Source organism: Pseudomonas sp. H3_E04, assembly GCF_054668915.1.
On the sequence record NZ_CP162797.1, the window covers coordinates 3,439,651 to 3,460,386 of the forward strand.

The 20,736-nt window shown below is 60.0% G+C and carries 19 protein-coding genes and 4 tRNA genes; 13 read left to right on the plus strand and 10 right to left on the minus strand.

Going from position 1 to position 20,736, the window contains the following annotated elements; all coding sequences use genetic code 11:
• Positions 1-222: 222 nt before the first annotated feature.
• Positions 223-660, minus strand: a complete 438-nt coding sequence (locus tag AB4N53_RS15465; RefSeq protein ID WP_039761637.1) for a pilin — start codon at positions 658-660, stop codon at positions 223-225.
• 226 nt (positions 661-886) lie between these two features.
• Between AB4N53_RS15465 and pilB the strand changes: the two genes are divergently transcribed.
• From pilB to yacG, 5 genes are read left to right on the plus strand one after another with little or no spacing between them, the layout of a single operon-like run.
• On the plus strand, positions 887-2,587 hold the full coding sequence (gene pilB, locus AB4N53_RS15470; protein ID WP_460121517.1) for a type IV-A pilus assembly ATPase PilB: 1,701 nt from the start codon (positions 887-889) through the stop codon (positions 2,585-2,587).
• Between the two features lie 2 nt (positions 2,588-2,589).
• The gene (locus AB4N53_RS15475) at positions 2,590-3,807 is read left to right on the plus strand and encodes a type II secretion system F family protein (RefSeq protein ID WP_460121519.1); all 1,218 of its coding nucleotides are present in this window, start codon (positions 2,590-2,592) and stop codon (positions 3,805-3,807) included.
• Position 3,808: 1 nt separating this feature from the next.
• Positions 3,809-4,681, plus strand: coding sequence for a prepilin peptidase (locus tag AB4N53_RS15480; protein WP_460121521.1), 873 nt, complete (start codon positions 3,809-3,811; stop codon positions 4,679-4,681).
• Complete coding sequence (coaE, locus tag AB4N53_RS15485) at positions 4,678-5,301, plus strand: dephospho-CoA kinase (protein WP_460121523.1); 624 nt, start codon at positions 4,678-4,680, stop codon at positions 5,299-5,301. Before AB4N53_RS15480 ends, coaE begins: the two co-directional genes overlap by 4 nt.
• Positions 5,298-5,498, plus strand: a complete 201-nt coding sequence (gene yacG, locus AB4N53_RS15490; protein ID WP_016773149.1) for a DNA gyrase inhibitor YacG — start codon at positions 5,298-5,300, stop codon at positions 5,496-5,498. Before coaE ends, yacG begins: the two co-directional genes overlap by 4 nt.
• A gap of 51 nt (positions 5,499-5,549) precedes the next feature.
• Here yacG and AB4N53_RS15495 read toward each other — a convergent pair whose 3' ends face one another.
• Positions 5,550-6,239: an energy-coupling factor ABC transporter permease gene (locus tag AB4N53_RS15495; RefSeq protein WP_460121525.1), complete on the minus strand. Its 690-nt coding sequence runs from the start codon at positions 6,237-6,239 to the stop codon at positions 5,550-5,552.
• A 192-nt stretch (positions 6,240-6,431) separates the two neighbouring features.
• Here AB4N53_RS15495 and AB4N53_RS15500 point away from each other — a divergent pair, with 192 nt between their 5' ends.
• The 4 genes from AB4N53_RS15500 to AB4N53_RS15515 all read left to right on the plus strand — a co-directional run bounded on the left by AB4N53_RS15500 (position 6,432) and on the right by AB4N53_RS15515 (position 9,172).
• Entirely contained in the window at positions 6,432-7,058 is a 627-nt protein-coding gene (locus AB4N53_RS15500; protein WP_007909887.1) for a DUF1780 domain-containing protein, read from the plus strand.
• Positions 7,055-7,582, plus strand: coding sequence for an MOSC domain-containing protein (locus AB4N53_RS15505; protein WP_460121527.1), 528 nt, complete (start codon positions 7,055-7,057; stop codon positions 7,580-7,582). Before AB4N53_RS15500 ends, AB4N53_RS15505 begins: the two co-directional genes overlap by 4 nt.
• 51 nt (positions 7,583-7,633) lie before the next feature.
• Positions 7,634-7,807, plus strand: coding sequence for a DUF3094 domain-containing protein (locus tag AB4N53_RS15510; protein WP_007909875.1), 174 nt, complete (start codon positions 7,634-7,636; stop codon positions 7,805-7,807).
• A 66-nt stretch (positions 7,808-7,873) separates the two neighbouring features.
• Entirely contained in the window at positions 7,874-9,172 is a 1,299-nt protein-coding gene (locus tag AB4N53_RS15515) for an NAD(P)/FAD-dependent oxidoreductase (protein WP_016773144.1), read from the plus strand.
• Between the two features lie 156 nt (positions 9,173-9,328).
• Here AB4N53_RS15515 and AB4N53_RS15520 read toward each other — a convergent pair whose 3' ends face one another.
• The 8 genes from AB4N53_RS15520 to rluD all read right to left on the minus strand — a co-directional run bounded on the left by AB4N53_RS15520 (position 9,329) and on the right by rluD (position 16,206).
• Positions 9,329-10,954: a methyl-accepting chemotaxis protein gene (locus tag AB4N53_RS15520; RefSeq protein WP_460121529.1), complete on the minus strand. Its 1,626-nt coding sequence runs from the start codon at positions 10,952-10,954 to the stop codon at positions 9,329-9,331.
• A 161-nt stretch (positions 10,955-11,115) separates the two neighbouring features.
• Positions 11,116-11,192: transfer RNA gene (locus AB4N53_RS15525), tRNA-Pro, on the minus strand.
• Between the two features lie 97 nt (positions 11,193-11,289).
• A tRNA-Lys gene (locus AB4N53_RS15530) sits at positions 11,290-11,365 on the minus strand.
• 5 nt (positions 11,366-11,370) lie between these two features.
• Positions 11,371-11,447, minus strand: a tRNA-Pro gene (locus tag AB4N53_RS15535).
• Positions 11,448-11,456: 9 nt separating this feature from the next.
• Positions 11,457-11,532, minus strand: a tRNA-Asn gene (locus tag AB4N53_RS15540).
• A 297-nt stretch (positions 11,533-11,829) separates the two neighbouring features.
• Positions 11,830-14,394 carry an ATP-dependent chaperone ClpB gene (gene clpB / locus AB4N53_RS15545; protein WP_016773142.1) on the minus strand — a complete coding sequence of 855 codons (2,565 nt, stop codon included), beginning with the start codon at positions 14,392-14,394 and terminating at the stop codon, positions 11,830-11,832.
• A 130-nt stretch (positions 14,395-14,524) separates the two neighbouring features.
• Complete coding sequence (gene pgeF, locus AB4N53_RS15550; protein ID WP_460121531.1) at positions 14,525-15,247, minus strand: peptidoglycan editing factor PgeF; 723 nt, start codon at positions 15,245-15,247, stop codon at positions 14,525-14,527.
• Positions 15,244-16,206, minus strand: coding sequence for a 23S rRNA pseudouridine(1911/1915/1917) synthase RluD (rluD, locus tag AB4N53_RS15555; RefSeq protein ID WP_042610487.1), 963 nt, complete (start codon positions 16,204-16,206; stop codon positions 15,244-15,246). The genes pgeF and rluD overlap by 4 nt, the downstream gene beginning before the upstream one ends.
• A 151-nt stretch (positions 16,207-16,357) precedes the next feature.
• Between rluD and AB4N53_RS15560 the strand changes: the two genes are divergently transcribed.
• From AB4N53_RS15560 to AB4N53_RS15575, 4 genes are all read left to right on the plus strand, one after another.
• Complete coding sequence (locus AB4N53_RS15560; protein ID WP_016773139.1) at positions 16,358-17,374, plus strand: outer membrane protein assembly factor BamD; 1,017 nt, start codon at positions 16,358-16,360, stop codon at positions 17,372-17,374.
• A gap of 126 nt (positions 17,375-17,500) precedes the next feature.
• Positions 17,501-17,734: a PP0621 family protein gene (locus AB4N53_RS15565; RefSeq protein ID WP_460121534.1), complete on the plus strand. Its 234-nt coding sequence runs from the start codon at positions 17,501-17,503 to the stop codon at positions 17,732-17,734.
• Positions 17,703-19,304 (plus strand): sensor histidine kinase, encoded by a 1,602-nt coding sequence (locus tag AB4N53_RS15570; RefSeq protein ID WP_460121535.1) that lies wholly within the window; start codon positions 17,703-17,705, stop codon positions 19,302-19,304. The genes AB4N53_RS15565 and AB4N53_RS15570 overlap by 32 nt, the downstream gene beginning before the upstream one ends.
• Positions 19,301-20,647 (plus strand): sigma-54-dependent transcriptional regulator, encoded by a 1,347-nt coding sequence (locus tag AB4N53_RS15575; protein WP_460121537.1) that lies wholly within the window; start codon positions 19,301-19,303, stop codon positions 20,645-20,647. The genes AB4N53_RS15570 and AB4N53_RS15575 overlap by 4 nt, the downstream gene beginning before the upstream one ends.
• Positions 20,648-20,736: the final 89 nt, after the last annotated feature.

Genomic DNA, 20,736 nt, shown 5'->3' on the forward strand with positions numbered 1-20,736 from the left:
TGCCAACTTTTTCCGACACATAAAACCCTTTGAAAACAATGAGTTATAAAAAACGGTAATTTTCGTTTTCATGCAAAATGCATGACTCGCTGAATCTTCGCATGCAAGTTGCGGGTTTTCGAAAAGTTCATAAGCTGCTGAAATTATTGGAGCTTTTGTTAAGTGGTCGGGATATGAAAATGCCCCGCAGTGCGGGGCATTCTTCGTTCGCTCGATTCAGCCTTACGTACCGCTGGCCGTGCAACCCCGAGGCGAGTAATCGGCGTTGACCGTCGTCGCACACGTCCATACACCGGAGGTATTCCCCGTCGCCGCCCCGGAACGAGAAAGCGTAATGGTTTTACCTAACACCGGGCCCGGTGCATTGAGCAGGGTACAGGTAAGCGTACCTTCGCCAGTCGCCGCTGTGCCTGTAACCGCCAACGTACAGTTGGAAGTAGTAGTCGCACCATTGGCAACGTTGGCCAAGGTTGGAGCTGTGCCTTGATTGATCGTGTCCTCGAATGGCACTTTCAATGCACTAATCTCCGCCAACCCCGCCGTCACCTTCGACCGCGCCTGATACTTCGAATACTGCGGCAGGGCGATAGTCGCCAGAATGCCGATGATCGCCACGACGATCAGCAGCTCGATCAATGTGAAACCTTGTTGTTTTTTCATAGACACGCTCCATGCATGAGTCGAAATCTCATGATCTGGATATGGCTCAGCACAGCCCATGCCAACGCCTTTCAGGCCCCGCCTACTGGGCGCGCGCAATCGCCTGCGCCGTTTCCTACAACCCGCAACCGCACTATCTGACACTTTTTGTCACCTGCACCGGCCGTGTTTGGCGCTGTCACTTGACTAGGCTATAAGTCATGAACGGCAAGCGTGCGGAATCCACATGAATGACATCGCTCTGAGCGGTCTGGCCAAGCAATTGGTCCAGGCCGAACTGCTTACGGAAACAAGTGCCCGGCAATCCTGGGCGCAGGCCCAGCGCAATCGCGTGTCGCTGGTCAATTACCTGGTGCACAACAAACTGGTCAATAGCCGGCAAATTGCCGAGATCGCCTCGGAACATTTCGGCATGGCCCTGCTCGATCTGCATTGCCTCGACAAAGAGACTCAGCCCAAGGGCCTGGTCAGTGAAAAACTGGTTCGTCAGCACTGCGCGCTGCCCTTGTGGCGGCGCGGCAACAAATTGTTCGTGGGCCTTTCCGACCCGAGCAATCAGCAGGCGATCAGCGACATCCAGTTCAGCACCGGCCTGAGCACCGAAGCGATTCTGGTCGAGGACGACAAGCTCAGCGACGCCATCGACAAGTTCTTCGACAGCCATGCTTCGGGCCTGGAGGAAATGGCCGATGTCGATCTCGACGGCCTCGACGTCGAGTCCATTGATGACAACAAACAGGACGTGATCGGCGGCCTCGATGCCGACGACGCCCCGGTTGTGCGCTTCGTCCACAAAATGCTGCTCGATGCGATCAAGAGCGGCTCTTCCGACCTGCACTTCGAACCCTACGAAAAAAACTATCGGGTGCGCATGCGCACCGACGGCATGCTGCGCGAGGTGGCCAAACCGCCAATCCAATTGGCCGGGCGTATTGCCGCGCGCTTGAAGGTGATGGCCAGTCTGGATATTTCGGAACGGCGCAAACCCCAGGACGGGCGGATCAAGATGCGCCTGTCTAAAAGCAAATCCATCGATTTTCGCGTCAACACCCTGCCGACCCTGTGGGGCGAAAAAGTGGTGATCCGGATTCTCGACCCGTCCAGTGCGCAAATGGGCATCGACGCTTTGGGTTATGAGGCCGAACAAAAGGCCTTGTATCTGGCCGCGCTGAAACAGCCGCAAGGGATGATTCTGGTCACCGGCCCCACCGGCTCCGGCAAAACCGTGTCGCTGTACACCGGGCTGAACATCCTCAACACCGTCGACATCAACATTTCCACCGCCGAAGACCCGGTGGAAATCAACATGGAAGGCATCAACCAGGTCAACGTCAATCCCCGCCAAGGGCTGGACTTTGCCCAAGCGCTGCGTTCGTTCCTGCGTCAGGACCCGGACGTAATCATGGTCGGCGAGATCCGCGATCTGGAAACCGCCGAGATCGCGATCAAGGCCGCGCAGACCGGCCACCTGGTGCTGTCGACCCTGCACACCAACAGCGCGGCGGAAACCCTCACGCGCCTGCACAACATGGGCATTCCCGGTTTCAACATTGCCACTTCGGTCAGCCTGATCATCGCCCAGCGTCTGGCACGCAAGTTGTGCACGCACTGCAAGCGGCCGCTGGAAATCCCTCATGAAACCTTGCTCAAGGAAGGCTTCCCCGAGGAACGCATCGGCCATTTCACGATCTACGAGCCGGTCGGTTGCGATCACTGCAACGGCGGTTACAAAGGACGCGTAGGGATTTATGAAGTGGTAAAGAACACACCGGATCTGCAACGGCTGATCATGGCCGAAGGCAATTCGCTGGAAATCGACATCCAGATGCGTCGCGACGGTTTCGCCGATCTGCGCACCTCAGGGCTGCACAAGGCCATGCAAGGCATCACCAGCCTTGAGGAAATCAACCGGGTCACCAAGGATTGAACATGGCGGTCAAGGCAGCAAAAGTCAGCATTTACGCCTGGGAAGGCACCGACCGCAAAGGCAGTAAAGTCAGCGGCGAACTGAGCGGACAGAACCCCGCACTGATCAAGGCGCAGCTGCGCAAACAGGGGATCAACCCGGGCAAGGTGCGCAAGAAGTCCGCCTCCCTGCTGACCTTGGGCAAACGCATCAAACCGCAGGACATCGCCCTGTTCACCCGGCAGATGGCGACCATGATGAAGGCCGGTGTACCGCTGTTGCAGTCCTTCGACATCATCGGTGAAGGCTTCGAAAACCCGGCCATGCGCAAACTGGTCGACGAGGTCAAACAGGAGGTCGCCGCCGGCAACAGCTTCGCCACGGCCCTGCGCAAGAAGCCGCAATACTTCGACGAGTTGTACTGCAACCTGGTCGACGCCGGCGAACAGTCCGGTGCCCTCGACACCTTGCTTGAACGTGTGGCGACCTATAAGGAAAAAAGCGAAGCGCTCAAGGCCAAGATCAAGAAAGCCATGACCTACCCCACCGCCGTGGTGCTGGTGGCGGCAGTAGTGACCGGCATTCTGCTGGTCAAAGTGGTGCCGCAGTTCCAGTCGGTGTTTTCCGGCTTCGGCGCCGAATTGCCCGGCTTTACGCTGATGATCATCAGCCTGTCGGAGTTCATGCAGCAGTGGTGGTGGGCGATTCTTCTTGCACTGGTGGCAGCGTTTTTCGGCACTCGCCACGCGTTGAAGACATCGCAGGCCCTGCGTGACCGTCGCGATGCCTGGCTGCTGAAACTGCCGCTGGTGGGCACCTTGATGTACAAGTCCGCCGTCGCACGGTTTGCCCGCACCCTGTCGACCACTTTCGCGGCCGGCGTGCCGCTGGTGGAAGCGCTCGATTCGGTCGCCGGCGCCACCGGCAACGTGGTGTTCAAGCGCGCGGTGTTGCGAGTTCGGCAGGACGTCTCGACCGGTATGCAGCTGAATTTCTCGATGCGCAGCACCGGTGTGTTTCCGAACATGGCCGTGCAGATGACCGCCATTGGCGAGGAATCCGGAGCGCTGGATGACATGCTCGATAAAGTAGCCGGTTTTTATGAAGCGGAAGTCGATAACATGGTCGACAACCTCACCAGCCTGATGGAGCCATTCATCATGGTGGTGCTGGGGGTCATCGTCGGTGGACTGGTGGTGGCCATGTACCTGCCGATCTTCCAACTCGGCTCAGCGATCTGACATGCCTATCGATGAACTGTTTGCCGTGTATCCGCTGGCCTTTGTGGTCAGCGCGCTGCTGCTCGGGCTGGTGGTCGGCAGCTTCCTCAATGTTGTGGTCTGGCGCTTGCCGAAAATGCTCGAGCGCGACTGGCGCCAGCAAGCCCATGATGTGCTCGGCCTGCCCACTGAAACGCCCGTGCCGACCTACAACCTGATGCTGCCGCACTCCGCGTGCCCGCATTGCGGACACCGGATCCGCCCGTGGGAAAACATTCCGCTGCTCAGTTATCTGCTGCTGCGCGGGCGCTGCTCGGCCTGCTCGGCGCCGATCAGTAAACGTTACCCGCTGACCGAACTGGCCTGCGGCCTGCTCTCGGCATTCATCGCCTGGCATCTGGGCTTCGGCTGGCCGGCGGGCTTGCTGATTTTGCTGACGTGGGGCTTGCTGGCGATGAGTCTGATCGACTGCGAGCATCAGTTGCTGCCCGATGTGCTGGTGCTGCCGTTGCTGTGGTTGGGGCTGATCGTCAACAGCTTCGGCGTGTTCGTGGCGTTGCCCGATGCGTTGTGGGGCGCGGTTGCGGGTTATCTGGCGCTGTGGTCGGTGTTCTGGCTGTTCAAACTGCTCACCGGCAAGGACGGCATTGGTCATGGCGATTTCAAGCTGCTGGCCTTGCTCGGCGCATGGGGTGGCTGGCAGATTCTGCCGCTTACGATCCTGTTGTCATCGTTGGTGGGGGCGATTTTGGGCGTGGTCATGCTGCGCCTGCGCGCTCAGGAAAGCTCTACACCGATCCCCTTCGGACCCTTTCTGGCAATTGCCGGCTGGATTGCCTTGCTCTGGGGTGGTCAAATAACCGACTTCTATTGGCAGTCTGTCGGTTTGAAATGAATACCCCTGTGGAAAAACCCTGGATTCTCGGCCTGACCGGCGGCATCGGCAGCGGCAAAAGTGCGGCGGCGCAGCACTTCATCGATCTCGGTGTGCATGTGGTGGATGCCGATCATGCGGCGCGCTGGGTAGTCGAGCCGGGGCGTCCGGCGCTGGTGAAAATCGCCGAGCACTTCGGCTCCGGCGTGTTGCAGGCCGACGGCACGCTGGATCGTGCCGCCCTGCGCAAACTGATTTTTGAAGACCCTGAACAGCGGCGTTGGCTTGAAGCGCTGCTGCATCCGTTGATCGGCGAAGAAATCGCTCATCATCTGGCGCAGGCAAAATCGCCTTACGCGATTCTGGTTTCACCATTGCTGATCGAGTCCGGGCAATACGCGATGACCCAGCGCATCCTGGTCATCGATGCGCCGCAACAACTGCAGATCGAACGCACCCTGCAGCGTGACCAGACCAGCGAACAACAAGTGCAGGCGATCCTCAAGGCGCAATTGAGCCGTGAAGATCGCGTGAGCCGTGCCGACGATGTCATCGTCAACGACCGCGACCTCGCCTGGCTGCACAGCGAAGTCGAGCGTCTGCATCACTTTTACCTGACTTTATCCGGAGGCCAAGCATGAGCCAGATTCCAACCGTTGAATGCCCGACCTGCGGCGCCCCCGTCGAATTCACCCCGGCGAACAAATTCCGTCCGTTCTGCTCTGATCGCTGCAAACTGATCGACCTCGGCGCCTGGGCCTCGGAAGAGCACAAGATTCCGGTCGCCCCGGATGCCGAAGACGAGCTGTTTTCCGGCGATTTCGATCCGCGTCACTGATCGCCGATCAGGTTGCATAAAACCCGCACGGGGATGGCGCTTCGGAGTGGATCAGGACTTCGGATCGTCGTCCTTCCACGGCGCCGACAGGTAGCGGGTGCGGTTGAAGGTCTCCAGCCATTCCGGGCAGAACACCACCAACGCACTGACGACCATGCCGTTGATAAAGGCCTCGGGAAACAGCAGCAGCCACAAGTAACCGACGAAATCCTCCAGCCATTCCGGCATGCCGAAGAGGCCGTCGTACCACAGCAGTGTCAGGCTGAGGATCAGGCACAACAGGCCGGACAACGCAGCGGCGAAGAAACCGGAACAGAAGATGTAAACGAACGGATTTCGTGGCTGCGCACGCTCGACCAGAATCGCCACGCATTCGGTGATCAGCACTGGCAGCAGAATCAGCAACGCGCCATTGACGCCCACCGCAGCCAGGTCCTGACGCCCCAACAGCACCAGGCCAATCTGCGCAACCAGCCCGCCGACGATCGCCAGCGGCCAATCGAGCAGCAGCGTCACCGCCGTCATGCCGATGAAGTGATAAGACACGCCGGTGTCGAAATCCCTGCGCACCAGCCACAGCAGAAACAGCGCGAATACCGTGCCGAACAGCAAGTGCTGCCGGCGACTGTCGCTGAACAGCTCGACCCATGGCGCACGCATGATCGCCCAGAGCAGCACCGGCAGATAAATCAGCCAGCCGAGCGTCAGGCTTGCCGTTGAAAGCAGTTCGGCACCGATCATGATTCCCTCACCTGCTACTCGACACGCTTTTTTGTAGGAGCTGCCGAAGGCTGCGATCTTTTGACTTTCGAGGAACAAGAGCAAAAGATCGCAGCCTTCGGCAGCTCCTACAAGGGCGCAATCGCACGACCTTCATATCTGGGCCGATGCAAAGCTATCTGCTTGTCGCATTTGGACGCTAAGCTTGGGCTTATGGATGATTCAGATTATTTACGCCTGCTGACCATCGCGGCCGAGCAGGCCAATGCGTTCCTGTCCAATGCCCGCAAATGGGAGCGTGAGCGTTGGGTCTGCCAGCGCCTGCTGCAAGGTTTGAACATCCCCTACCGCGCCGACGAGTTCGCCCCGGCCGGTGAGCCGCCGGACGTGTTGTTCCGCGATGCCAATTTCGAGGTTTTTTTCGTCCTCGATGAAGGCCGGCGTCTCAATGACGAGTGGCGCGACGAATTGCAGCGTCGGCGCAGCGCGTTTTCCCTGAGCCAACTGGTACGCCGCGAAGCCAAGCCCAAACGCATCCCGGCCAATGAATTTCTCCTGCGCCTGGCGCCGACCCTGCGCAAGAAGGCGCACAACTATAAGGAACGCGGCATGGATCTGGGTGAGCTGGACATCATCGCCTTCGCCAGCCTCAAGCGCGAAGTGCTGGATCTCAACAGTCATTTCCCGCCACCGACCGAATATCTGCGTCAGGGCTGGCGCTCGCTGTCGCTGGTCGGCCCGACATTCGCCCGCGTGCTGTTCGCCCACCCCGACGCACCGGACTTTCTGCGCAGCAACCTCGGCCGCAGCATTGTGTTCGACGTGGGCATCAGCCTGTGACGCCGCTGCAGCAGTTGATCGCCGAGGTTCCGCAAACCGGTCGTGTGCGCTGGATCGGTGTGCGTCCGGAATCCCGTGGGCCGATGCTCGAGCTCGACGCGGTCGAAGCGCGGCTGGAAGCCGGGCTTACCGGCGACCACGCCCGTCCGGGCATTCGCAATGCGCGGCAGGTGACGCTGATTCAGTGGGAGCACCTGGCGGTGATCAACGCCTTGATGGGCCGTCCCGATGACCAGCCGATCCGGCCTGAAGATCTGCGGCGCAATCTCGTTATAAGCGGAATCAATTTGTTTAGCCTGAAGGGGCGGCGCTTTCGCATCGGGCAGGCGATACTCGAAACCACTGGCTGGTGTCAGCCCTGCGCACGTTTGCAGAACAATCTGGGCCCGGGCACTTTCCAGGCCGTGCGCGGGCATGGCGGGATCACCGCCCGGGTGTTACAAAGCGGCATCATTCGTATCGACGATAGCGTGTGCGTCGAACCGGTTCCGGACAGCGGCTACGCTGCGTTCAACCCGGGCTGAAAACCGCTGTAGCCTGTGCTCATTCAGTAACGTCTACCTGACGAGGCAAATATGACCAGCCGCCTGAACCCCGAAGACCAAAAGCATGTCGAAGAGTACCTGCAATTGTCCCAACACCGTGTCGAGCGCCGGCCTTTCCGGCCATGGATGCTCCTGGTGCTGGTATTGGCAGTGACCATCGGTCTAGGCCTGTTGAGCCGATTTATCAGTTATCTGACGCTATGAGCTGCCTGGCGCTCGCTTGGGTAACGGCGAAAAAGATTTCCTTTAAAAACCTTGCGAGTAATCCCTATGTCCCATCGTATTGTCATTGTCGGCGGCGGCGCCGGCGGTCTGGAGTTGGCTACCCGTCTGGGTAAGACTCTGGGCAAGCGCGGCACGGCCAGCGTCATGCTGGTCGACGCGAACCTGACCCATATCTGGAAACCGCTGCTGCACGAAGTGGCCGCCGGTTCCCTGAACTCCTCCGAAGACGAACTCAACTATGTCGCCCAGGCGAAATGGAACCACTTCGAGTTCCAGCTCGGGCGCATGAGCGGGCTCGATCGCGCGCAGAAGAAAATCCAGCTGGCCGCAACCTACGACGAAAATGGCGTCGAGTTGGTGCCGGCGCGTGAAGTGGCTTATGACTCGCTGGTGATCAGCGTCGGCAGTACCACCAACGATTTCGGCACCCAGGGCGCAGCGCAGCACTGTCTGTTCCTCGATACGCGCAAACAGGCCGAGCGCTTCCACCAGCAATTGCTTAATCATTATCTGCGCGCCCACGCCGGGCAGACCGACGTAGTCGAGCAGATCAGCGTAGCGATCGTCGGCGCTGGCGCCACCGGCGTCGAACTGGCAGCCGAACTGCACAACGCCGCCCATGAACTGGCCGCGTATGGTCTGGACCGGATCAAACCGGAAAACATGCACATCACGCTGATCGAAGCCGGCCCACGGGTGCTGCCGGCCCTGCCGGAACGCATCAGCGGGCCGGTGCACAAGACCCTGGAGAAGCTCGGGGTCAATGTGATGACCAACGCAGCAGTCAGCGAAGTGACTGCGGACAGCCTGATCACCGCCGATGGCAACGAGATCAAAGCCAGCCTGAAAGTCTGGGCTGCCGGCATTCGCGCACCGGGTTTCCTCAAGGACATCGACGGTCTGGAAACCAACCGTATCAATCAGCTGCAAGTGCTGCCGACTCTGCAAACCACTCGCGACGAAAACATCTTCGCCTTCGGTGACTGCGCGGCCTGCCCGCAACCTGGCACTGATCGCAACGTGCCGCCGCGTGCACAAGCGGCGCATCAACAAGCCTCATTGCTGGCCAAGTCGCTGAAACTGCGCATCGAAGGCAAGACCCTGCCGGAGTACAAATACACCGACTACGGCTCGCTGATTTCGCTGTCGCGTTTTTCTGCTGTGGGTAACTTGATGGGTAACCTGACCGGCAGCGTGATGCTCGAGGGCTGGCTGGCGCGGATGTTCTATGTGTCGCTGTACCGCATGCACCAGATGGCACTGTACGGCCCGTTCCGCACGGCGATGCTGATGCTGGGCAGCAAGATTGGTCGCGGCACCGAGCCGCGTCTGAAACTGCACTAAAGCGCCAACCCGTGGGAGCGAGCCTGCTCGCGAAAGCGGTTGGTCAGTCAACACTGTCGTTGAATGATCCGGCCCCTTCGCGAGCAGGCTCGCTCCCACATTGTTGCGTGCTGTTCTCAAATCAGTAGGCGAAGGCCTGCAATGAATCGCTGTTCATCAGAGCTGGAAGCGCCGCACCATGCCCTGTAGCGCATTGGCCAGTTGCGACAGTTCATGGCTCGATGCGCTGGTCTGATCAGCCCCCGCAGCCGAACGCACCGACAGGTCGCGAATGTTCACCAGATTGCGATCCACTTCCCGCGCCACTTGCGCCTGTTCTTCAGCGGCGCTGGCGATCACCAGGTTGCGCTCGTGAATCTCGTGCACCGACGCTGTGATCGTCACCAGCGCCTCGCCCGCCCGCTCAGCCAGAACCAAAGTGCTTGCCGCGCGGGAGGCGCTGGCCTGCATTGACTCCAGCGCCTGGCTCGAACCGCTGCGCATGCCTTGCACCATCTGTTCGATTTCCTGCGTCGATTGCTGGGTGCGATACGCCAGCGCGCGCACCTCATCAGCTACCACCGCAAAACCTCGACCGCTTTCGCCCGCTCGTGCTGCCTCGATGGCAGCGTTGAGCGCCAGCAGATTGGTCTGCTCAGCGATGGCGCGAATCACGTCCAGAACCTTGCCGATGTCCTGCGACTGATTGGCCAGCGACTGCACCAGTTCACCGGTGTTCTGCACATCGCTGGCCAGCGCATTGATCGCGCTGGCGGTTTCGCTCACGCGCTCCTGGCCCAATCGCGCCGATTGACTGGACTGGCGCGTGGCATCGGACGTCGACACCGCGTTGCGTGCGACTTCCTCCACCGCAGCGGTCATCTGGTTGACCGCAGTGGCGGCTTGCTCGATTTCGTTGTTCTGCTCTTGCAGGCCCTGGGTGCTGTTGACGGTGACGGCGCTCAGTTCATCCGCAGCGGTGGCCAGTTGCGTGGCTGAGCCGCTGATACCTTGCAGGGTCTCGCGCAGGTTCTGTTGCATCGTCGCGAGGGCCTTGAGCAAGCGGCTGACTTCGTCGTTGCCATGGGTTTCGATCGGCCGGGTGAGGTCGCCCTGCGCCACGCTTTCAGCGGCGCTTACGGCGCTGCTCAGCGGCCGGACGATACTGCGCGTGAGCAACATCGCCAGCGCCACTGTGGCCAGCGCTGCCAAGGCAATGAACAGGGTCACGATGGTCCGCGAGGTTTCATAATGCGCAGCGGACTTTTCGCTTTCGGCGGCGACCTGGCGGGCGAACAGATCGGCGAGATCGTTGAGTTGCTTGCCGGAGCCGTCGACCACGGTCTTCATGTCAACCAGGAGCAATTTGGTCAGCTCGTCACGCTTGCCTTGCTCGGCAAGGGTGAATGACTGGGCAATGCCGGTGCGATAGGCGGCGAAGGTTTTCTTGAACTGGTCATACAGCTGCTGACCTTCGGCAGTGTCGACCAGTTTGTCGTAGGCAGCGATCTTCTCGCTCAGCTCCTTGTCACGGGTGTCCATCTGGCCGCGATAGGTGGCGATGTTGGCCGGATCCTGATCGAGCGCCATGCGCAGGGAGATGGTGCGGATGCGCAACATCAGTTCACGGATCTCGTCGCCGCCACGGATGCTCGGCAACCAGCGATTCTCCACCGCCACCTCACTGTCGCGAATGCTCGACATCTGCCCCAGCGCAAACACGCCAAGCAAGGCCACCAACACCGCGATCAGGGCAAATCCCAAGGCAGCCCGGGGAGCAATATTCAACTGACGAAGCAACATGACGAACGCCCTTATTCTTGTAATGGCCAGATCAAGGGGCGAAGCGTTGGCAGTCCCCTCGTGTTAGCGGGCTATCGGCAGGTTGTATGACGACTTGAAGGGATTCGCCTTTGGGCAGGCAAAAAAAATCCCCGTATCTTTCGATACGAGGATTTTTAATATGGTCGGGGTAAGGGGATTCGAACTCCTGACATCCTGCTCCCAAAGCAGGCGCGCTACCGGACTGCGCTATACCCCGGTAAAAAAAAGGCGACCTTTCAAAGATCGCCTTCTTCGATCAGCGCTTTTGGCCTCTGATCTTAAGATTCGATCCCAGCGCAAACTGGTTTCAAAAATGGTGGGTCGTGTGGGATTCGAACCTACGACCAATTGGTTAAAAGCCAACTGCTCTACCAACTGAGCTAACGACCCAAATATGGTCGGGGTAAGGGGATTCGAACTCCTGACATCCTGCTCCCAAAGCAGGCGCGCTACCGGACTGCGCTATACCCCGGTTTGAAATTGGCTCCGTGACCAGGACTCGAACCTGGGACCCAATGATTAACAGTCATTTGCTCTACCGACTGAGCTATCACGGAACTACATATTTCAATTTACAACGGTGAAGCTTTGTTGCATCTCGCCACCCGTTCGCATCGCTGCGTTCGTGTGTCTGAGGCGCGCTATTCTACAACCTAGAACACCTCTGTCAACCCCCTAAATTGCTTTCAAGTTAATGATTTGCAACTTATTTCAGTTTCCAACCCAGTGGGTTGAAACGCTGCCGGTGACTGACTGCGGGGCGCACTTTACAAGCCTTTTCCTTTGAGTTCAACAGCCTGGCGAAAAAAAGGCCTCGCAATGCGAGGCCTTCCCGGTTTCATTGCCGCTGAGGCTTAGCCAAAAACGATTTCGTCGTTCTCGACCTTGCCGGTGGCGGTGTCGCCCGGCATGAAATGACCCGACAGGATCAACTGCGCCAGCGGGTTTTCGATCCAGCGCTGGATCGCCCGTTTCAAAGGACGTGCGCCATACACCGGGTCGTAACCGACGGCGATCAGCTTGTCCATCGCTTCCGGGCTCAGCTCCAGCTTCAGCTCGCGCTCGGCCAGACGGCTGCGCAGGCGGCCCAACTGGATCTCGGTAATCCCGGCGATCTGATCTCGCGCCAGCGGCTCGAAGATCACCACCTCGTCGACCCGGTTGATGAACTCCGGACGGAAATGCGACGTCAGCGCGTCCATCACCGCAGCACGCTGCGCCTCACGATCACCGACCAGTTCCTGGATCTGCATCGACCCCAGGTTCGAAGTCATTACGATCACCGTGTTGCGGAAGTCCACCGTGCGCCCGTGGCTATCGGTCAGACGGCCATCCTCGAGCACTTGCAGAAGGATGTTGAAAACATCCGGGTGCGCCTTCTCGACTTCGTCCATAAGGATCACCGAATACGGCTTGCGACGCACCGCTTCAGTCAGATAACCGCCCTCTTCATAGCCGACGTAGCCCGGTGGCGCACCGATCAGACGAGCCACGGAATGTTTCTCCATGAACTCGGACATGTCGATCCGCACCATCGCCTCTTCAGTATCGAAGAGGAATTCGGCCAGCGCCTTGCACAGCTCGGTTTTACCGACACCGGTCGGGCCGAGGAACATGAACGAGCCGCTCGGACGATTCGGGTCGGACAATCCGGCGCGGGAGCGCCGCACGGCGTTGGCCACAGCCACGACCGCTTCTTCCTGACCGATTACCCGTTTGTGCAACAGGCTCTCCATCTTCATCAGCTTGTCGCGCTCGCCTTCAAGCATTTTCGACACCGGGATACCGGTCCACTTCGACACGACTTCGGCGATCTCTTCCTCGGTCACCTTGCTACGCAGCAGCTGATTTTCGCTTTTGCCGTGCTGGTCGACCATTTGCAGGCTGCGCTCCAGATCGGGAATCACCCCGTACTGCAACTCGGCCATGCGGTTCAGATCGCCTTTGCGGCGCGCGGCTTCCAGCTCCTGACGCGATTGCTCGATCTTCTGCTGGATCTGCGCAGAACCCTGCACCTCGGCTTTTTCCGAGTTCCAGATTTCTTCCAGATCGGAATACTCACGCTCGTGACGCTCGATTTCTTCCTGGAGTTTTTCCAGGCGTTTCTTCGCCGCGTCGTCGCTTTCTTTCTTCAGCGCTTGGGATTCCACCTTCAACTGAATCAGGCGCCGCTCCAGACGATCGAGTACTTCCGGTTTGGAGTCGATTTCCATGCGGATTCGGCTGGCGGCCTCGTCGATCAGGTCGATGGCCTTGTCCGGCAGTTGCCGATCGGTAATGTAGCGATGGCTAAGCTTGGCCGCGGCGATGATCGCGCCGTCGGTGATCGCCACCTTGTGGTGAACCTCGTAACGCTCTTTAAGGCCCCGCAGGATCGCGATGGTGTCTTCTTCACTCGGCTCGTCCACCAGGACTTTCTGGAAACGCCGCTCGAGCGCCGCATCCTTCTCTATATATTGGCGGTACTCGTTGAGCGTGGTCGCGCCAACGCAGTGCAGCTCCCCGCGAGCCAGCGCAGGCTTGAGCATGTTGCCGGCATCCATCGAGCCTTCGCCCTTACCGGCGCCGACCATGGTGTGCAGCTCGTCGATGAACAGAATAATCTGCCCTTCCTGCTTCGACAGCTCGTTGAGCAGGCCTTTGAGTCGTTCTTCGAACTCACCGCGATACTTTGCACCGGCAATCAGCGCGCCCATGTCCAGCGACAGCAGACGTTTGCCCTTGAGGCCGTCCGGGACTTCGCCGTTGATGATGCGCTGAGCCAAGCCTTCGGCGATGGCGGTTTTACCCACGCCAGGTTCACCGATCAGCACAGGGTTGTTCTTGGTGCGGCGTTGCAGAACCTGAATGGTGCGACGGATTTCGTCGTCGCGGCCGATCACCGGATCAAGCTTGCCGTCTTCGGCGCGCTTGGTCAGGTCGACGGTGTATTTGTCCAGCGCCTGCCGCGACTCTTCGTGGTTGGCGTCATTTACCGCTTCGCCACCACGCAGGTTGTTGATCGCGTTTTCCAGGGCTTTCTTGCTCACGCCTTGGCCGAGCAGCAACTTGCCAAGCTTGCTGTTCTCGTCCATCGCGGCGAGCAGCACCAGTTCGCTGGAAATGAACTGGTCGCCCTTCTGCTGGGCCAGACGGTCGGCCTGATTGAGCAGGCGCGCCAGATCCTGCGACATGTTGACGTCGCCGGTCGGATTCTGGATTTTCGGTAGTTGATCGAGCTCTTTGGTCAGCTCTTTACGCAAGCTGTTGACGTCGAAGCCTACTTGCATCAGCAACGGCTTGATCGAACCGCCCTGCTGTTCAAGCATGGCCTGCATCAAGTGCGCCGGCTCGATGGCCGGATGATCGTGGCCAACCGCCAACGACTGGGCGTCGGACAGGGCCAACTGTAATTTGCTGGTTAAACGGTCAATACGCATGGGTCACCTTCCTTTTGAGCAGGCCGGACCTAAGAAACCATCCTGAATAAAGAAACCTGCCAGATACCACTGTAGATGCGGTCGATTCTGCAAGATTCAAGCGTCAGAGGGTTGATGCAGATCAGAGAGTTTAGCGGGTGAGCCAAACAAGGGAGGCGAAACGACCGGTGCGCAACGCACGGCGGTAAGAAAAGAAGCGCGGATCGGTCACGGTGCAGAAACCGCCGCCGTAAACCGCTGCTACACCACGGGCTGCCAGACGCAGGCGCGCCAATTGATAGATGTCGGCCATGAACTTGCCGGCATTGCTGCTCGGTGCGAAGGCTGTCGCTGCTTCCGGCAACTGATTGACGAAGACTTCGCGCACTTCCGCGCCGACTTCAAAGGCTTGCGGGCCAATCGCCGGACCGAGCCAGACCAGCACTTCTTCAGGTGCAACATCGAGGCTATCGAGAGTGGCTTCAAGTACCCCCGCCGCCAAGCCACGCCAACCAGCATGGGCCGCCGCTACTCGGGTGCCGGCACGATCGCAGAACAATGCTGGCAAACAGTCTGCGGTCATCGCCGTGCAGGCAATGCCCGGCGTTGCCGTCCAACTGGCATCTGCCGTCGCAACAATGCCCGGATCAGCATGGGCAACGGTGATTCCGTGCACTTGCTGCAACCAGGCAGGCTGTATGGAAAAGTGTTCGGTCAAGCGTCGACGGTTCTCGGCGACGGCATCGGGACGGTCATCGACGTGATCGCCCAGATTCAGACTGTCGAACGGCGCCTCGCTGACACCACCCTCGCGGGTGGTGACACAGGCCCTGACGCTGGCCGGCGCAGGCCAGTCCGGCGTCAGCCAGTTCATCCGACGAAGGCCTCGCGATCCTGCTTGAGCAGGGTCAGCAGCCAGACGAAATCTTCCGGCAGCGGCGATTCCCAGCTCATGCGCTCACCGCTCGTCGGGTGATCGAGTTCAAGGAAGCGCGCGTGCAGCGCCTGACGCGGGAAGTGCTTGAGCGACTCGACCATGGTCGGGTTGGCCGCTGGCGGAATGCGGAAACGCCCGCCATACGCCGGATCGCCGACCAACGGGAAGTTGATGTGCGCCATGTGCACGCGGATCTGGTGGGTCCGCCCGGTTTCCAGTTTCACCCGCACATGGGTGTGCGAACGGAAACGCTCGAGCACGCGGTAGTGGCTGACGGCTGGCTTGCCGCCTTCCATCACCGCCATGCGCTGGCGTTGCTGGCCGTGACGACCGATCGGTGCGTTGATCTTGCCACCGGCGGTGACCACGCCGATCACGATGCACTCGTAGATGCGGCTGACGCTGCGGCTCTGCAATTGCGCGACCAGTTTGGTCTGCGCCTGAATGGTCTTGGCCACCACCATCAGACCGGTGGTGTCCTTGTCCAGACGATGCACGATACCGGCGCGCGGGACATTGATGATGTCCGGCACATGGTGCAACAAAGCGTTGAGCAGAGTGCCATCGGCGTGACCGGCAGCCGGGTGCACCACCAGGCCCGCAGGCTTGTTGATCACGAGGATGTCGTCGTCTTCATAGACGATGTCGAGCTCGATGTCCTGGGCGATCCACTCGCCCTGGGCTTCCTGCTCGGCAGTCAGCTCAAGGATGGCACCGCCATGCACAATGTCACGCGGGCGGATGACCGCCCCGTCCACAGTCAGGCGACCTTCTTTGATCCAGGCGGAAAGGCGCGAGCGTGAGTGCTCAGCGAAGAGTTGGGCGGCGACTTGATCGAGGCGTTGGCCGCCCAATTCGGACGGCACCTCTGCGCGAAGTTCAATTTTATCGGACATGCTCGGACTGGGCGTCGGCACAGCCTTTGGTTTCGGCTGCGCGCTTGTGGTTAAATACGGCGTCTTTTGCCCCGAGGCTTTTCAACGGGGCGCTCATCATAACAGGACGGCCCCGCCCAAGACAGCGGCCGTCATAGGGACGCAAGCCGCCATGCAAGTGAAACACCTGCTGCTGATCGCCATCCTCGCATTGACCGCTGCTTGCTCATCGAAGGAAGTCGTAGACGAAAACCTCAGCGAAGCCGAGCTGTATCAGCAGGCTCAGACTGACCTGGACAACAACAGCTACACCAGCGCCACAGCCAAGCTGAAGGCTCTGGAGTCGCGTTATCCGTTCGGTCGCTACGCCGATCAGGCTCAGCTGGAGTTGATCTACGCCAACTACAAGAACGCCGAGCCGGAAGCTGCAAAGTCTGCCGCCGAGCGTTTCATTCGTTTGCATCCGCAGCATCCGAACGTGGATTACGCGTACTACCTCAAGGGTCTGACCTCGTTCGACCAGGACGTCGGCCTGCTGGCGCGCTTCCTGCCGCTGGACATGACCAAGCGTGACCCGGGCGCCGCCCGTGACTCGTACAACGAGTTCGCGCAGCTGACCAGCCGCTACCCGAACAGCCGCTACGCGCCGGACGCCAAGCAGCGCATGATCTACCTGCGCAACCTGCTGGCCGCCTACGAAATCCACGTCGCCGATTACTACCTGACCCGTCAGGCTTATGTAGCCGCTGCCAACCGTGGCAAGTACGTTGTGGAGAACTTCCAGGAAACCCCATCGGTCGGCGACGGCCTGGCGGTGATGACCGAGGCTTACCAGCGTCTGCATCTCGACGACCTGGCGGCCACCAGTCTGGAAACCCTCAAGCTCAACTACCCGGATCACCCGAGCCTGCAGGACGGCCAGTTCGTGCCGCGCGTAGCCGAGGCCGACAACCGTTCGTTCCTGAGCAAGGCGACTCTGGGCCTGATCGAATCGCGTCCACCGCTGCCGCCGGGCGAAACCCGCGCCAACCAGGACGTGCAGAAGCAGTTCCAGGACGCGAAAGATGCGATCCCGAACGAGCTCAAGCCTAAAGACGAAAACGGCGACGTGATCGAAGAGCCAGAGCCGGAATCCAGCGACACCGACCGCTCGTGGTTCAGCTACATGACCTTCGGCGTGTTCGACTGATCACACCGGCGGTACGAAAAAGGGAGATCTGCGGATCTCCCTTTTTTATTGCCGCGCTTTAATAGGCTGTGCGCTGATCGGGTCCTTGGCTAAACTGCCGGATCATCAGCCGAAAAGCCGCTCATCATGCTTCGTTTATTGTTCTGGATTGCCCTGATCTTCGCCGCCATCTGGCTCTGGCGCAAATTCAAGGCCCCCGCCTCGTCCACCCGATCGTCGCGCGAACAGGACGCGCCGCCGATGGTGCGCTGCGCCCACTGCGGCGTGCATTTGCCACGCGACCGCGCCCTGGGCAACCAGCAGCAGTGGTATTGCAGCCAGGCTCATCTTGAGCAAGGCCCGGGCGCCAGTGGTCGCTGAGACCGACCAAAAACAGGCTCAGCGTCTGCTGCGCCTTTATCATCTTTACCGGTTAAGTGTCGGCATCACCCTGGTGCTGCTGATCTCCAGCAACATGGACAACCGCCTGCTGACGTCGGCCAACGACGATCTGCTGCGCGGCGGCAGCTGGCTGTACCTGATCATCAACATGCTGCTGGTGGTGTTCCTCGAAAACACCCGGCGCCCGGCGCAACTGTTCACTTTAGCGTTGGTCGATGTGCTGTTGTTGTGCGGTCTGTTCTACGCGGCCGGCGGCGTGGCCAGTGCGCTGGGCAACTTGCTGGTCGTCTCGGTGGCGATCAGCAACACTTTGCTGCGAAGGCGCATCGGCCTGTCGATTGCCGCGATCGCGGCGATCGGCATTGTCGGCCTGAGCTTTGTGCTGGGTTTCAGCCGCCCCTTGAGCGCCAACGCCTACTTGCAAGCCGGCACTCTTGGCGCGCTGTGCTTTGCCGCCTCATTGCTGGTACAGGGGCTGGTCCGCCGACTCGAAGTCAGTGAGACCCTGGCCGAACAGCGCGCCAGCGAAGTGGTCGGCCTGGAGGCGCTCAACGCGTTGATCCTGCAACGCATGCGCACCGGCATTCTGGTGCTCGACGAACAGCGTCGGGTGCAACTGGCCAATCACAGCGCGCAAAGTCTGCTCGGCCATAGTCACCTGCAAGGTCATTTGATCGACGAATATTCGCCAGCGCTGGTCGAGCGTCTGCAACTGTGGCGCAACAACCCGACCTTGCGCCCGCAGAGCCTGAAAATTCCCGGTAATGGCCTTGAGCTGCAACCCAGCTTCATCGCCCTCGAGCAGAGCCCGAACCAGCAGACGCTGGTGTTTCTCGAAGATCTGGCGCAAATCACCCAACAGGCGCAGCAACTCAAGCTCGCTGCGCTCGGACGCTTGACCGCCGGCATCTCCCATGAAATTCGCAATCCACTGGGCGCCATCAGTCATGCCGCTCAGCTGCTGGCCGAGTCCGAGGAACTCGATAGCGCAGATCGGCGTCTGACGCAGATTATTCAAGACCACTCCCAGCGCATGAACCGAGTCATCGAAAACGTCCTGCAACTGTCCCGCCGCCAGCAAAGCGCGCCGCAACGGCTGGACCTCAAGCCGTGGCTGGAAGACTTCGTCGGCGAAACCCGCGAGCAGGCCAACGAGCGCCAGCACATTCATCTGCGGATCAATTCCGGGGAATTCACCACGCTGATGGACCCCAACCAGCTGCGGCAGATTCTCGACAACCTGATACGCAACGCCTGGCGACACAGTGCGCAACTGCACGAGCAGGCCGACGTCTGGCTGGCACTGTTCGTCGACCCCGACAGCCAATTGGCAGTGCTCGAAGTGCAGGACAACGGCCCCGGCGTGTCGGCCGACGAACAGGTACATCTCTTTGAGCCGTTCTTCACCACCAGCAGCCAAGGCACCGGTCTTGGCCTTTATCTGTCCCGTGAGCTGTGCGAAAGCAACCAGGCACGCCTAGACTTCAAATCACGCCAAGGCGGCGGCTGCTTTTGCATCACTTTTGCTCACGGACGGAAACAAAGTTGAATACAAGCCCACGGCAGAAAATTCTTATCGTCGACGACGAACCGGATATCCGCGAGCTCCTGGAAATTACCCTGGGACGGATGAAACTCGATACCTTCAGCGCACGCAATCTGGGCGAGGCGCAGGCGCTGTTGCAGCGCGAGCACTTTGATCTGTGCCTGACCGACATGCGCCTGCCCGACGGCACCGGGCTGGAACTGGTGCAGCACATCCAGCAACGCGATCCACACCTGCCGGTGGCGATGATCACTGCATACGGAAGCCTGGAAACGGCCATCAATGCGTTGAAGGCCGGGGCGTTCGATTTCCTTACCAAACCGGTGGAGCTGCCGCGACTACGCGAACTGGTCAGCTCGGCGCTGCGCATGCCGACAGCGGGCGGCCTGAGCACGGCAATCGAGCGACGGTTGCTGGGTGACTCGCCGCCGATGGCCAATCTGCGCAAGCAGATCGACAAGCTCGCACGCAGTCAGGCGCCGGTGTACATCAGTGGTGAATCCGGCAGCGGCAAAGAACTCGTCGCGCGTCTGATCCACGAACAAGGCCCGCGCGCCAACCACCCCTTCGTGCCGGTGAACTGCGGGGCGATTCCGTCGGAGCTGATGGAAAGCGAATTCTTCGGGCACCGCAAAGGCAGTTTCACCGGTGCCGTCGAGGACAAACCGGGGCTGTTCCAGGCGGCCCATGGCGGCACTCTGTTTCTCGATGAGGTCGCCGATCTGCCACTGTCGATGCAGGTGAAACTGCTGCGAGCGATTCAGGAAAAAGCCGTGCGCAGCGTCGGCGGCCAGCAGGAAACGGTGGTTGACGTACGCATCCTTTGCGCCACGCACAAAGACCTTGAAGCCGAAGTTTCGGCCGAGCGCTTCCGCCAGGATCTGTATTACCGGCTCAACGTCATCGAACTGCGCGTGCCGTCCCTGCGCGAACGCCGCGACGACATCGAGGCGCTTGCCATGCACCTGCTCAAGCGTCTGGCCAAAGACACCGGACAACCCGAAGCACGCCTGCACCCGCAAGCGCTGGAGGCGCTGAAGAACTATCGCTTCCCCGGCAATGTGCGCGAACTGGAGAACGTGCTCGAACGCGCGCACACCTTGTGTGAAAACCGTACGATCGAAGCGCAGGATCTGCGTTTGAGCGAAGGCAATTGCTCGGCGGATGGCGCATTGGCCGATCTGACACAGATCGACAATCTCGAGGATTATCTGGAGAGCGTCGAACGCAAACTGATTTTGCAGGCGCTGGAGGAAACCCGCTGGAACCGCACGGCGGCGGCGCAGCGGTTGAGTCTGTCGTTTCGGTCGATGCGCTATCGGCTGAAGAAATTGGGCCTGGATTAAAGGCCCCTTCGCGAGCAGGCTCGCTCTCACATTTGGAATGAGTATTCCTGTGGGAGCGAGCCTGCTCGCGAAGGCGGTCTACCAGCCTC